At 58.5% G+C, this 14,284-nt stretch carries 10 protein-coding genes; 2 read left to right on the top strand and 8 right to left on the bottom strand.

Annotated elements, in window-relative coordinates; translation table 11 throughout:
* Window positions 1-157: 157 nt before the first annotated feature.
* Genes KF947_RS02610 through ptsP form a run of 3 tightly spaced genes read right to left on the bottom strand, consistent with a single transcriptional unit; the run spans window position 158 to window position 5,741 of the window.
* The gene (locus tag KF947_RS02610) at window positions 158-1,891 is read right to left on the bottom strand and encodes a PTS fructose-like transporter subunit IIB (protein ID WP_227405372.1); all 1,734 of its coding nucleotides are present in this window, start codon (window positions 1,889-1,891) and stop codon (window positions 158-160) included.
* On the bottom strand, window positions 1,888-2,871 hold the full coding sequence (gene pfkB, locus KF947_RS02605; protein ID WP_227405371.1) for a 1-phosphofructokinase: 984 nt from the start codon (window positions 2,869-2,871) through the stop codon (window positions 1,888-1,890). Before pfkB ends, KF947_RS02610 begins: the two co-directional genes overlap by 4 nt.
* Window positions 2,871-5,741 carry a phosphoenolpyruvate--protein phosphotransferase gene (ptsP, locus tag KF947_RS02600; protein WP_227405370.1) on the bottom strand — a complete coding sequence of 957 codons (2,871 nt, stop codon included), beginning with the start codon at window positions 5,739-5,741 and terminating at the stop codon, window positions 2,871-2,873. Before ptsP ends, pfkB begins: the two co-directional genes overlap by 1 nt.
* 184 nt (window positions 5,742-5,925) lie before the next feature.
* On the opposite strand from ptsP, the gene cra reads away from it, so the two are divergent.
* Complete coding sequence (cra, locus tag KF947_RS02595) at window positions 5,926-6,903, top strand: catabolite repressor/activator (RefSeq protein ID WP_227405369.1); 978 nt, start codon at window positions 5,926-5,928, stop codon at window positions 6,901-6,903.
* On the opposite strand, the gene KF947_RS02590 is transcribed toward cra, so the two are convergent.
* Entirely contained in the window at window positions 6,900-7,376 is a 477-nt protein-coding gene (locus KF947_RS02590; RefSeq protein ID WP_088700522.1) for a methylglyoxal synthase, read from the bottom strand. The genes cra and KF947_RS02590 overlap by 4 nt on opposite strands.
* Window positions 7,377-7,463: 87 nt before the next feature.
* The gene (pyk, locus tag KF947_RS02585; RefSeq protein ID WP_227405368.1) at window positions 7,464-8,984 is read right to left on the bottom strand and encodes a pyruvate kinase; all 1,521 of its coding nucleotides are present in this window, start codon (window positions 8,982-8,984) and stop codon (window positions 7,464-7,466) included.
* A gap of 211 nt (window positions 8,985-9,195) precedes the next feature.
* Here pyk and gap point away from each other — a divergent pair, with 211 nt between their 5' ends.
* Window positions 9,196-10,200, top strand: coding sequence for a type I glyceraldehyde-3-phosphate dehydrogenase (gap, locus tag KF947_RS02580; RefSeq protein WP_133732641.1), 1,005 nt, complete (start codon window positions 9,196-9,198; stop codon window positions 10,198-10,200).
* 4 nt (window positions 10,201-10,204) lie between these two features.
* On the opposite strand, the gene KF947_RS02575 is transcribed toward gap, so the two are convergent.
* The 3 genes from KF947_RS02575 to KF947_RS02565 all read right to left on the bottom strand — a co-directional run bounded on the left by KF947_RS02575 (window position 10,205) and on the right by KF947_RS02565 (window position 14,277).
* On the bottom strand, window positions 10,205-11,254 hold the full coding sequence (locus KF947_RS02575; RefSeq protein ID WP_227405367.1) for a LacI family DNA-binding transcriptional regulator: 1,050 nt from the start codon (window positions 11,252-11,254) through the stop codon (window positions 10,205-10,207).
* Between the two features lie 165 nt (window positions 11,255-11,419).
* Window positions 11,420-12,526, bottom strand: coding sequence for an ABC transporter ATP-binding protein (locus KF947_RS02570; protein ID WP_227405366.1), 1,107 nt, complete (start codon window positions 12,524-12,526; stop codon window positions 11,420-11,422).
* 71 nt (window positions 12,527-12,597) lie between these two features.
* Entirely contained in the window at window positions 12,598-14,277 is a 1,680-nt protein-coding gene (locus KF947_RS02565; RefSeq protein ID WP_227406265.1) for an alpha-glucosidase family protein, read from the bottom strand.
* Window positions 14,278-14,284: the final 7 nt, after the last annotated feature.

The raw sequence follows: 14,284 nt of genomic DNA, 5'->3' as shown, positions 1-14,284 counted from the left end.
TGGTAACCAAAGACAAAAGTGGCGTTATGTAAAAATACTACATAAAAAATGACAAAGAGTAGAGGGTATAAGTGACGTGGAAAGGTATTAAATGCGTAAAGCGACGTATTTAAAAGGGCAGGCATGTTCGCCTGCCCTCACTTTTTGGTAACAGCGGTTAGGTGGCGAGTGCTACCTGGGCCGCATCACGTTTGATAAACGCATAGCCTAAACCCGTCACCAACGAGCCAGCCACAATAGCGCCAAGGTACAGCAGTGCCGGAGTGATGGCGTTGGGGATCAGCAGTACAAAGATGCCGCCGTGAGGCGCCATCAACTTTGCGCCTACCAGCATTGATAGGGCGCCGGTAAGGGCACCGCCAGCAATACAGGCGGGGATAACGCGTAGCGGGTCTTTCGCCGCAAAGGGGATCGCGCCTTCGCTGATAAAACACAGGCCCAGTACAAAAGAGGCTTTGCCCGCTTCCCGCTCCGGTGCCGAGAACTTGTTGCGCGCTACAAAGCTGGCAATGCCCATACCAATCGCAGGTACCATCCCCGCCGCCATAATCGCCGCCATGGGCCCGTAGGTTTCTGAGGCGAGCAGGCCTACGCCAAAGGTGTAAGCGGCTTTGTTGACCGGGCCACCCAGGTCAAAGCACATCATCGCGCCCAGCAGAATACCCAGTAGCACCGCGTTGGTGGAGCCCATGGATTCCAGGAAGCTGGTCAGGGCATTAAGCAGCGCCGCGACCGGTTCGCCAATCACGTAGATCATGGTCAGGCCGGTGACCAAGCTAGCGACCAGCGGAATAATCAGAATGGGTTTGAGTGACTCAACGCTGGAGGGCAGTTTGACGTAGCGTGTCACCGCCAGGGCCACATAGCCCGCCAGGAAACCCGCCAAAATACCGCCGATAAAGCCGGAGCCGATATTGGCCGCCAGCATGCCGCCAATCATACCCGGCGCGATGCCGGGGCGGTCGGCGATGGAGTAGGCGATATAGCCTGCTAGCACTGGAATCATCAGCGCAAAGGCGGTTCCGCCACCGATCTGCATCAGCGCGGCGGCCAGGGTGCCTTCTTGCTCAAAGGCCTCAATACCAAACACAAAGGAGAGGGCAATTAGCAGGCCGCCTGCTACGACCATCGGCAGCATAAAGGAAACGCCGGTGAGTAGGTGCTTGTAAACGCCTTTCTCTTTGACGCTCTTATTGGCTGTGCCCGCACTGCTGCTGCCACTCTCTACGGCGGCCTCGCTCAGTGCGGCTTCAAGGGTGGGGCGTGGTTTTTTTAGCGCGTTGCCGGTAGAGGTGCGGTAGATGCGCTTACCAGCAAACCGCGACGGATCAACGTCGATATCGCAGGCCAGTACGACTATGTCGGCGTCGGCGATCTCTTCTTCAGTCAATTTATCTTGTGCGCCCACCGAACCTTGGGTTTCCACGCGAATGGCGTGGCCCATGGCTTTGCCCGCCTCGGCGAGGGCTTCGGCGGCCATAAAGGTATGCGCCACGCCGGTGGGGCAGGCGGTGACGGCAACGATTTTCTTGCCACCCGCGCTGCTTGCAGCGGTAGGTGCGCTAGAGGCGGCCGGGGCGCTATAAATCGGCGCTTCACGCTTAGCCTGGGCCAGAAAAGCGCTGGGGTCGGGGAGTGCGCTGGCAATCGGCGCTTGGAATAGCCGTTTGCCTTCAAAGCGCTCTGGGGCAGGCACGTGATCGGCGGCGACCACGATCAAATCGGCATTAGCGATCTGCTCGGCAGTAGCGGCCTGGAGCGGCGCGACTTCACCGTGCATTTCCACGTGTGCCGACCAGCCTTGGCGCTGGGCGGCTTGTTCCAGGCGCTTAGCCGCGAGGAAGGTGGTCGCCATGCCGCTGGGGCAGGCGGTAATCAGAATAACATTCATAGCGTGGCTCCCTCGGTGATGGTGTCATCAAGACGCCGTATCCGGGTGTGTTGTTGGAGTGAATCGAAATCGGCAGCGTGGGGGTTACCCACGCCAACGTGGCGCACGGCCTCGGCCGAGAGCGCGGTGGCAAAGCGCAGCGTTTGTTCAGCGTCTTGCTGGCCGTTCTGGTGAGTCAGCAGCCCGTGGAGCATGCCCGCAACAAAGGTATCGCCGGCGCAAACGGTATTTGTCGCGGTGACCTTAGGGGGGGTGGCGTGCCAGGCACCTTGAGCGTTAACCCACAGTACCCCTTCGGCACCCGCTGAAATCAGTGCATGAGTGATGCCGCTTTTATGCAGCCGTTTAGCCGCATTCAAGCGAGCATCAGAAGAGGTCATATCTTCGCCCGCCCACTCTGCCAGTTCGTTTTCATTAGGCTTAACACCGGCGGGGTGGGTCGCTATGGCCGCATTGAGTGCCGGGCCACTGGTATCTACCCAGAGCGGTACGCCGCTGGCGTTTAAGTGGTTTAACAGCGCGCTGAAATCGTCCAGTGACAGCCCGGGGGGGAGGCTGCCCGCCACGACTACCGCCTGGGGTGGTGTCGCGCTGGAAAGCTCGGTATTGAGCGTGTCGATCAGCGCCTGCAAATGCGTGGCGTCAATGGGCATGCCGGGGCCATTAATATCGGTAACGCGGCCGCTCTGTTCCGCAATTTTGGCATTAATACGGGTTTCTCCCGGCACGCGCACAAAGGCGTCGGTCAGGGAGTACTGAGTAAATGCCAATTGAAAGGGAGCGTCGTTATCGGCACCTAAAAAGCCGCTGACGGTGACGTCGTGACCAAGGCCTGCCAATACGCGGGCAACGTTAACCCCTTTGCCTGCCGCTTCTAATTGGGCGCTAGTGGGGCGGTTGACGCTGCCCAGCACCAAGGCGTCAAGGTTAAACGCCAAATCCAGTGCCGGGTTCAATGTAATGCATAGCACGCGGGCCATTAGCGCGCCTCCAGTGCATCGCGAACTTCATCGCTAGTCGCCTGATTCAGCGCTAACTGAGCGCTGGCTTGGGCATCAGCGAAGTCAAACTCGCGCAGGCGGGCTTTGACCAGCGGAACCTGCCGAGCGCTGACGGAGAGCTCGTCAACGCCAAGGCCTACCAGCACCGGAATAGCCACGGCGTCTGAAGCCAATTCGCCGCACACGCCGACCCATTTGCCTTGGGTGTGGGCTGCCGCCACGGTCATTTGAATCAAACGCAGCACTGCGGGGTGCAAACCATCGGCTTGGGCAGAGAGTTCCGGGTGGCCACGGTCGATAGCCAGGGTGTACTGGGTCAAGTCATTAGTGCCGACTGAGAAGAAGTCCACCTCGGCGGCGAGACTGGGTGCCAGCAACGCGCTGGAGGGTATTTCAATCATCACGCCAAGCTGCACATCGGTGGCGCGCTGGGAAGTAGGGATCTCTTGGAGTAGGCGGTCGTAGATGACTTTGACGGCACGGAACTCGGCGATATCTTTGACCATCGGCAGCATAATGCGTAGCGGTTTTTCGACTGCTGCCATCAACAACGCGCGCAATTGGGTCTCGAGCACTTCGGGTTGGGTCAGCGCTAAGCGAATACCGCGTAGACCTAGGAAGGGGTTGTCTTCTTGGGGTACCGGCCAGTAGGGCAGCGGTTTATCACCGCCGACATCCAGGGTGCGCGCTACCAGCGGGCGGCCATTGAGTGCGTCAATTGCCTGACGATACTCGCTAATCTGAGTGGCTAAGTCTGGTGCGCTGGCGTGGGCCATAAACAGAAATTCGGTACGCAGTAGGCCAACCGCCTCAGCGCCGCGCTCCACCGCATCGGCGGCGTGGGCGGTGTTGCCCAGGTTGGCGGCGACTTCCACACGGTGCCCATCGCGGGTTTGGGCGACCTCGAAGCGGCTTTCCCAGGCATCGGCTTCGCGCTGCTGGAGGTCGAGTAGCTGCTGCTCGGCACGCTGTAGGCGCTCTTCGGAAGGCTGCGACGTCACCCGGCCACGCTCGCCATCCAAAATCATCATGCTGGCGTTGTTGAGTGCCATCACCGCTTGCCCGGCGCCAACGACGGCGGGAATACCCAATGCGCGGGCCAGAATAGCGCTGTGCGCCGTGGCGCCACCGCGAACGGTGAGCAGGCCGCGCACACGGGAGGTATCCAGGCGGGCCACATCGGAAGGGCCGATATCGTCCATCACCAGAATATAAGGGTGATCCGGCGGTTCGGGGAGCGTCACATCGCAGAGTACGCCCAACACCCGGCGACCCACGTCGCGCAGGTCGGCTGCGCGTTCGGCCAGCAGGCGATCAGCGAGCATCTCCTGGGCGTGGGCCGCGGTTTCAATCGCTTCCCACCAGCCCGCTTCCGCCGAGCGTCCCTCACGAATGGCATCCGTCGCCGCGTGATGGAGTTCCGGGTCGTCGAGCATCTCTTCGTGCATCGAAAGAATATCGGCGACTTCCCCACCGGGGGCGTTACGTACCAACGTATGCAGCTGGGCGGCGCCCTCTTTCAGCGCGCTATTTAAACGGCTGATTTCGTGTTCAGCGTCGCTGGCGTGCTCTGCGTACTCGAACTTCATCGGCCGAATGACAAACACGGGCGCAATGGCTAAACCCGGCGAGGCGGCCACACCGGCGTGGGGCGTATCGGCTGCGAGGGGCTCGACGGCTGGTGTAGCGGTGCTCGCTTCCGGCGCGCTATCAAAGCCACCGTCAAAGGGTGTGACTTTCTCTCCCAGCCCCGATTCAACCGCCTCGGCGACGGCCTCCAGCGCTTCGCTTGCCTGCTCGCCCTCGGCTGAAAGCACCAGCCACTGGCCGCGGCGTGCGCCCAGGCCAATCACTTTGGTCAGGCTGGCGGCGGAAATCGGGGTGGCGCTGCCTTCTTCCAAACGTGCCTGAATTGGCATGGCCTGGGCGCGCGCTATCTGTACAAGCTGTTTGGCGGGGCGGGCGTGTAAGCCATGGGGGTTAAGTACCCGCACACGGCGAGTCTGAGTGCTGGCGGTTTCGCCCGCCAGGGTGGCCAGCAGCTGCGCGCTGGTTTTGCCCATCAGGCTTTGGCTTTCGCTGTTTTCCAAAACCGCCATCAATTGCTCTAGCAGCGGGCGGTGGGCATCACCGTGGGCGGCCAGGCAGAACAACGCATGCACCGGATGACCAGCGCTTTCCAGGCTTTGTTCAGCCGGTGTGGCCACTCCTAGCGCGGGCTGATTAACGCCCTGGGCACTACTAGCCAGCCACAGCCCTTTACCTAACCAGGTCGGCTGCGCCGCAGCGACGGCGGTAATAAAACTGTTATCGACACAGCCGCTTTGGCGTAAGCGGGCGGCTGCAGCGAGGGCGAGTTCTTGTGGGTCGCGTGCCGGAAAGTTGACGCATAGGGTGTCGGCATCCAGGCGCGGTTCTAAGGCTGGTTTCGAAAGCAGCCGCGCTACATCTGCCGCAGAGGTGGCGTTTGCCAGTTGCTCGGAAACGCCTTCGCGATCCAGTACGTGAGTGAGCTGGCGCAGAATATCCAGGTGCTCATCGTTCTGGGCAGCGATGGTGACGAGTACATGCACCTGCTGGCCGTCGTGCCACTCGATCCCGTGTGGAAACTGCAGCACGCGTACGCCCGTTTGCTTCACATACTGACGGCTTTCTGGCGTACCGTGGGGGATCGCAATGGCGTTGCCTAGAAACGTGGATGATTGCGCCTCCCGGGCGTGCAGGCCGTCGCGATACTCGGCCTCAACCAATCCGGCCTCAACCAGCGCCTTAGCGGCACTGTCCAGCGCGGTTTGCCAGCTGTCGGCGTGGCGGCCTAGCAAGATGTCATCGGGGCCGAGTGTCAACATAGGTGTCTCCGTGTAGAACCATAGTCGTAGCGCTTCGAAGTGAGCTAGATGAATCGTATCATCTGTGTATAGTTGGCTATGCTGAATCGATTCACTGAATGACACAAGGCTTGGGCGTTTAGACTTTGGTCTGGTAGGCGCTAACTTGCTGATAAACTGCTTGGTTACATTAAGGGAGACCCGAATGACTCTTGCCGATATTGCCCGGCTGGCCGGCGTCTCGCGCACGACCGCTAGCTACGTGATTAATGGTCAGGCCGAGCAGCGGCGCATAAGCGCAGCGACAATTGAAAAAGTGATGGCGGTGGTGCGGCAACATCGCTATCACATTGACCCCCAGGCGGCAGCGCTGCGCCGGGGCGCAAGTCGCTTGCTCGGGCTTATCGTGCCGGACTTGGAGAACATCAGTTACGCCCGCCTAGCCAAACGCCTGGAGCGGGGTGCACGGGAGCAGGGTTACCAGCTGTTGATCGTAAGCTCGGATGACTGCGCAGAGAGTGAACGGACACTGGCGTTGGCGCTGCGAGCACAACGCTGTGAGGTGTTGATCACAGCCAGTTGCCTCCCCAGCGACGACACTTTTTATGCCGACCTGGTAGACGAGGGGTGGTGCGTGGTGGGAATGGACCGTGGCCTCAACCCGGCGCGCTTTGCCAGTGTCGTGAGTAACGATCAGGAGGCGGCCAAGACGTTGACCCTTTCGGTAATCGGCGCGGCGACCAAGCGTGTTGCCTGGTTAGAAGCGATGCCGGATCTGTCGGTTAGCTGCGAGCGCCGGGCGGGGTTTCAGGCGGCCCTTGAAGGCAGCATGATTGAACCGCTTTATCTTACCGGATCCCACTATGAACGCAGTGAAGGGGCGCGTTTAGCAGTTCAGCTACTGGATGAACAGGGCGGTGCCGACGCATTGGTGACGGCGTCCTATACACTGATGGAAGGGGTGTTTGATGTGTTTCTAGAGCGCGGCGGCCTGCCGGAAAATATTCGCCTGGCCACTTTTGGTGATCACCGGCTGCTGGATTTCCTTCCTCAGTCAGTGAACTCGGCGCTACAGGATTATGACCGTATTGCCGAGTTAACATTGCGCTGTGCCCTAGCTGCCATGAGCGGCCACTATGAGAGCGGACTACAAGTGGTGGCGCGCCATCTGCACAGGCGTTAAACCGTGCGGGCCTGGGCCCAAGCTGCTGCATCTGGTATCGACATGTCGTAACTCTCGCTCAAGTAGGGCGAGGAGAGCACGAAGTCGGCGCTCGCCGCATTGCAGGCAACGGGGACATTCCACAGCGCCGCTAAACGCAGCAACGCTTTGACATCCGGGTCGTGGGGCTGGGGGGAGAAGGGATCCCAAAAGAAGATCAGCACATCCAGCCGCTGCTCCGCAATCCGCGCGCCTATCTGCTGGTCACCGCCCAGGGGGCCACTCATTAAACCCTCCACATCTAATCCTAACGCGGTTTGCAGCCGCTTAGACGTTGTTCCTGTCCCGATCAGTTCGTGCTGGCTCAGCGTATCCTTCCAGCGGGTTGCCCACTCAAGCATTTCGCTCTTCTTGCCATCATGGGCAATCAGCGCAATGCGCTTGCGTGCTTGCAGCGTACGGATGGCTTGGCGGGGCGGTTGCGCGTCACTCATTTGGTCACTTCCCTCATGGTTCTATTGCCTTACGGTCTTATGGCCGAATGGCTTTTTCTTATTAAGCTTGCTACCGAGGTTAGCCGATTAATCGCTCTCCAGGGCAAGAATTTTCATCGTATTGGTGCCCCCATGGGCATTCATATGGTCACCGCGAGTGAGAATGACATGCTCGCCAGGGTGGATAAATCCCTGCGCCTGCAAGCGCTTTAAGGCTTCTTGGTTAAGGTTGGCCGGATCCATATCGGTGGTATCGAAAGGTATAGAAACCACGCCACGATAGAGTGCCATGCGCCGCTGGGCGATAGGGCTGTGGGCCAATCCCACGATAGGCAAACCTGAACGAATCCGTGACGCAATTAGCGGTGTATAGCCGGTGGAGGTCATGCAGGCGATGGCGCTGACGCCGGATAAGTGATTCGCTGCATACATCGCCGACAGCGCGATGGTTTCATCGATGCGCTCAAAGCCTTCATGAATACGGTGGCCTGACTCTTGAGCGAGACGCTCACGCTCGGCACCCAAACAAACGCGGTTCATCGCTTCGATGGTTTCTACCGGGTAATCACCCGCGGCGGTTTCTGCGGAGAGCATCACCGCGTCGGTGGCGTCGAGCACCGCGTTGGCCACGTCGAAGACTTCGGCGCGGGTGGGCAGCGGCGACTCGATCATCGACTCCATCATTTGGGTGGCGGTAATCACCGCGCGGTTGAGTGAGCGTGCGTGCTTGATAATGCGCTTCTGAGTACCAATCAGCGCGGCGTCACCAATCTCAACGCCCAAGTCACCCCTGGCCACCATGACCGCCTCGGAGGCTTCAATGATGCCGTCCAGCGTGGCGTCGTCGGCAACCGCTTCCGCGCGTTCGAGCTTAGCCACCAGGCCGATCTCTTTACCTGCTTCGCCAAGCAGTTCGCGGGCTTCCTGCATATCCGCGGCGCTGCGCGGAAAAGAGACCGCTAAGTAGTCAACCCCAATCTCAATTGCAGTTTTTAGATCGTCCTTATCTTTCTCAGTAAGCGCGGGCGCTGAGAGTCCGCCTCCCTGTTTGTTAATGCCCTTGTTGTTGGAGAGCTTGCCACCCACGTGAACGCGGGTATGCACTTCTTGTCCAACTACTCGTGTGACATCGAGTACTAAACGGCCATCGTCGAGCAGTAGACGGTCGCCCTCAACGACGTCATCGGCCAGGGTTTGATAGTCGCAGCCGACGCGATCAGCAGTGCCGCTGTTGGCGTCCAATGCCATATCCAAGACAAACGGCTGGCCGACCTCGAGTTTGACGGCGCCCTCGATGAAGCGCGCAATACGAATTTTCGGCCCCTGCAGGTCGCCCAGGGCAGCAACGCTGCGGCCAAGGCGCTCGGCGATCTCGCGGACTTCGCTTAAACGACGGCGGTGATCATCCGCCGAGCCGTGGGAGAAGTTAAGCCGCACCACATCCACACCGGCTTTTAGCATCGCTTCCAGCACGCCGGGGCGATCACTGGCGGGGCCAAGGGTGGCGACGATTTTGGTGCGTCTCAAAGGGGTATGAGGGCCTGAGGGCGTATAAGGAAGGGAGGAAGTAGACGTCTGGGCCGTTGTTTTCGAAGTCGCATTCGTCATGGGCGCTCTCCTTGAGTAGAGGTATTGTTGGCAATTTAGTATTGGACTACGATAGCGTTTATATAGTAATTTTACTACATATTGGATTTATACTAGCCTTTTGGGGCGATTAAAACGCTATTTATCGGCCTCATGACGCTTAAATACGTATTTTTAGTAATTTTTTTACTAAAGGTACCACTTGTAATTATTGGTCAATTGAGGAGCTATCATGACAATAAGAGTTGCGATTAACGGATTTGGCCGCATTGGCCGCAACGTACTGCGCGCCCTTTACGAAAACAGCTACCGTGACCGCGTACAGGTCGTCGCCATCAACGATCTAGGCGACCCCTCGCTAAATTCTCACCTGCTGCGTCACGATACCGTGCATGGCCACTTTCCCTTTAAGGTAGAACACGACGCCGAGAGCATCACGGTAGATGGCGATCGCATCGCCATCTCCTCTGAGCGCGATCCAGCGCAGCTGCCGTGGGCATCGATGAATATCGATCTTGTGATGGAGTGCACCGGTTTGTTTACCAAGCGCGAAGCGGCGGCCAAGCATATCGAAGCGGGTGCCAAGCGCGTGCTGATTTCCGCACCCAGCCCTGATGCCGATGCCACGATTGTGTATGGCGTAAATGATCAGGTGTTGACCGCTGAGCACACGGTTGTCTCTAACGCTTCCTGCACCACCAACTGCCTAGCGCCGGTTGCCAAAGCGTTGAACGATGCGGTGGGTATCGAAAATGGTTTGATGACCACGGTGCACGCTTACACTAACGATCAAAACCTCTCGGATGTTTACCACTCCGACCCCTACCGGGCGCGCAGTGCTACGCACTCCATGATCCCGACCAAAACCGGCGCTGCCGCAGCGGTGGGCTTGGTGCTACCAGAGCTGGCGGGTAAATTTGACGGCCTGGCCGTTCGCGTACCGGTAATCAACGTCTCGCTGGTGGATCTCACTTTCACCGCTAGCCGCGATACCAGCAAAGAAGAGATCAATGCCATCGTCGAGAAAGCTGCCGCTAGCTCACCGGTATTGGCCGTCAATGCCGAGCCGCTGGTCTCTATTGATTTCAACCACGATGCCAATTCATCGACTTTCGATGCTAATCATACTCGCGTGAATGGCCGTCTGGTTAAAATCATGGCGTGGTACGACAACGAGTGGGGCTTCTCCAACCGTATGCTGGATACCGCGCTGGCAATGCAGGCAACTGCCAAGTAATAAGCTAAGGGCAGGTATCGCCCAGCAGCAGTTCAGTTTGCAGCAGTTGCTGGGCGAGGGGGACGCGGCCAAGAATCATCTGCGCCGCGACCCGCCCTTTACCCACGCTATCCTGGCGCACCGTGGTTAAACGCGGTGCCCGGTACTGCCCCTCGGCAATGCCATCGAACCCGGTAATGCGTAATTCTTCAGGTACCCGAATACCGCGCTGCTCGGCCAGCGTTAGTGCCGTGAGCGCAATACGGTCAGACATGCACAGCAGCAGGTCTGGCCGTTTTTCTATGGGCTGGTCGAGAATCTCGGCAATCACCGGCGAGCACACCTCAAAAGTATTCTCCTCGATATTCCATAGCGGTACTTGCTCCACATCGACCCCTTGCTCACTCAGCGCGCTATGAAAGCCCTCAAGGCGGGCGCGGCTGATCGTGCTGGTGTTGGGCAGTAGGGTGTGCTCGGCCGTCACACGACCGTTGCAGAGCTCTTTGGTTAAACGCAGATTGATTATCGCCGGGCGTTTGGGCAACTCGTTAAGCGCATGCTGGGCGATTTTATAGCTGGCGGCGGTGTCATCGATATGCACCGTTGGGCAGCCTTCAATATCAAAATCAACGGCCACCAGGGTGCGCTGGGTGGGCAGTTCATCGAGCAGTTTATTGTTGGGCATTAGTCCATAGACGATAAAGCCATCGGCGATATTGGCGGAGCCCGGCGGCTGTGATGCGTGGCCGCGGCCCGGCAATAACAGCAGCGTGTGGCCGTGGGCATCGAGAACCTCGGCGACCCCTGATAGAAACTCGCTGGCCACGGCGTCGTTCAAACTGTAGGTGAGGCTCTCAGCAAGAATCACCGCAATAATCCGCGAGCGGCCGGTGCGCAAGCTGCGCGCTTTGGCGTCAGGGCCGCTGTACCCCAGCCTTTTCGCCTCTTTGAGTATGCGTTCGCGCAGGGCTGGCGAAAGCTGATCCGGCCGGTTAAAGGCATTGGAAATCGTGGCAGTGGAGACGTTGAGTTCCTGCGCAAGATCCTTGAGTGTCATACGGCGCTGATCAGTCACGGTACTTCCTTTACAGGCTTTTTTGATAGTTGAAGACTTGGCTATTCAAAAGGTGTGCACAATAAAATCGACCCGCTGTGTGCAGCCAATTCCCATGATAAGCGAAGGGAAGGGTAGGTACACACAGAGGGTCGTTAATGCGGGTAACTTGGCTGTCTCTTGTGCTTAAGCCGCTGCTTGTTGAGTGGGTAGTGTCAGTGCTGCACCGCTCTCATCAAACAAGTGTACTTTTTCCCAATCCGCTGCTAATGACACCTTCTGGCCTGCTTGCCACTGGCTGGGGGCTTCGCTGCGATGGATCAGCAGCGTGTCGCTCTGTTTGGGCTCAAGGTAGACGTAAACCTCGTTGCCTAAATACTCGACATTGACGATATCGAAGCAGTTGTCATCGGTGGGCGCCGCTAAGCATAGGTGCTCTGGGCGAATACCGAGGGTCAATGCTTCGCCGCTTTGCCGCTGCTGGGCATTCTGGGGCAAGGAAAGCTCGCCAATTCCCGCGGCTCGCACACGACAGCCGTTGGCATCGCCAGCGAGTAACTCTGCAGGCATGAAGTTCATGGTGGGCGAGCCGATAAACCCGGCAACAAATTTCGTCGCCGGGCGCTGGTACAGCTCGTGGGGACTGCCTACCTGTTCGACATAGCCACCGTTGAGTACCACGATTTTGTCGGCCAGGGTCATGGCCTCCACCTGGTCGTGGGTCACGTAAATCATGGTGGAGCCCAGGCGGTTATGCAGCCGGGCGATCTCGTTCCGCATTTGTACCCGCAGCGAGGCATCCAGGTTGGAGAGCGGCTCGTCAAAAAGCAGAATGCGTGGTTCACGCGCCATGGCGCGTCCCATGGCCACCCGCTGGCGCTGCCCGCCAGAGAGTGCCTTGGGTTTACGATGCAGCAGCTCTTCCAACTGCAGAATCTTGGCAGTAGTCATTACCCGCTCATGCACCGTCTCTTTGGCGGTTTTAGCCAGCTTCAGGCCAAACGCCATGTTGTCGTAGACGGTCATATGCGGATAGAGCGCGTAGGACTGAAACACCATGCCCACCCCTCTCTCACGGGGCGGCAAATCGTTGACCACCGTTTCGCCCATATACAGATCGCCATCGCTAATCGACTCCAAGCCGGCGATCAGGCGTAAAAGCGTTGACTTGCCGCAGCCGGAGGGGCCGACGAAGACCACGAACTCACCGTCGCCAATATGCAGATCGACATCGTTGATAATGTGATCGCGGCCAAACACCTTATTGACCTTATTAAGCGTAACACTTGCCATGGGTGACTCCTTGCCGACCTTCGTGCGCTACTTTTGTTGGGTCGGCCTGTTGTTGTGTACGGTTGTGGCGATTAACTGTTATGAGCGACGCGCATAAAGGCTGCCTGGTACGCCGGTAGCGTTAGGCTGTCACCATCGCGCTGGGTGATAAAGCCGTGGCCCTGCAAATCGCATTCAATCGCTAGTGGAAGATTAACCGTCTGGGCCTCGGCGGTGAGGTTGAAAACGCATAGCAGTGTTTCATCCCCTTTTTGTCGGCTAAAACCGAGCAGCGTTTCGCCTACATCGACCAGCGTTAAGTCACCATCGAACAGCGCGGGGTGCTGGCGACGGAAGGCCAACATGTTGCGCAGCGCATTCAAGGTGGAGTTGGCATCATCCTGTTGGCGGCTTACCGCCATATCCCGATGACTGGCCTCCATAGGGAGCCAAGGCTCAACGTTGGAAAAACCGCCGTGTTCGCTGTCGTTCCAGGGCATTGGCGTGCGGCAACCGTCGCGGCCTTTGAATTCCGGCCAGAGCACTTTGCCGTAAGGATCCTGGATGCGTTCAAACGGCACGTCGGCTTCCGGCAGGCCCAGCTCTTCGCCTTGGTACAGGCAGACGCTACCGCGCAGGGAGCAGAGCATGGCCAGCGCCACTTTTGGGTAGGCGGTGGGGTCTTCGCCAGCGCCCCAGCGAGAGGCGCTGCGCACTACGTCATGATTAGAGGTTGCCCAGCAGGGCCAGGCGTCGCCAGCCAAGCGCTGAAAGCGCTCTAGCACTTCATGAATATAGCGCACCGAGTGGGGAGCGTTGAGCAGGTCGAAGGTGTAAGCCATATGCAGCTTGTCGCCACCAGCGGTGTACTCGGCCATGCGCTCAAGCGGGTTATCGTCGCCAATTTCGCCCACTGTCGTGGTGCCGGGGTACTCGTCCATCAGCGCCCGCAGGTCTTTCAAGAAGTCGAGATTTTCGGGACGGCTCAGGTCGTAGACGTGGCGCTGCCATGTGTAGGGATTGCTATCCGGAGCGCCCAGGGTTTTAGCTTCGCCCTTGGGAACCGGCGGATTGTCGCGCAGCTCGGCGTCGTGGAAGTAGAAGTTGACGGTATCCAAGCGGAAACCGTCCACGCCCAGCTCCAGCCAGAAGCGCATATTATCCAACTGCGCTTGACGGGCTTCCGGGTTATGGAAGTTAACGTCCGGCTGGCTGGTCAGAAAGTTATGCATATAGTACTGCTGGCGACGGGAATCAAACGTCCACGCCGGGCCGCCGAAAATAGATAGCCAGTTGTTGGGTGGCGTGCCGTCCGGCTTGGGATCGGCCCATACAAACCAGTCGGCTTTGGGATTGCTGCGGTTTTGGCGGCTCTCCTGAAACCAGGCGTGTTGATCCGAGGTGTGGCTAATCACCTGGTCGATTATCACCTTCAAACCAAGCGAGTGGGCTTTTGCCAGCAGCGCTTTAAAGTCCTCAAGGGTGCCAAACATGGGGTCGACGTCGCAGTAATCGCTAATGTCGTAGCCAAAATCGAGCATTGGCGAGGTGAAAAACGGCGATAGCCAGATACCGTCCACGTTGAGGGAGGCAACGTAATCGAGTTTTTCGGTAATACCGTTAAGATCGCCAACACCGTCACCGCGGCTATCCATAAAGCTACGCGGGTAGATCTGGTAGATAACCCCACCGCGCCACCAGAGTGTGTTGTTCTGCTCTGTTGTATTGTCCTGGCCAGTTGTGGCGTCTTGCCCCGTTGTAGCGACTTGCATAGTAGAG

Source organism: Halomonas sp. FeN2 (genome assembly GCF_020595105.1).
In the GTDB taxonomy this organism is placed as follows: Bacteria; Pseudomonadota; Gammaproteobacteria; order Pseudomonadales; family Halomonadaceae; genus Vreelandella; species Vreelandella neptunia.
This window is presented reverse-complemented; position numbering and strand designations above follow the sequence as displayed.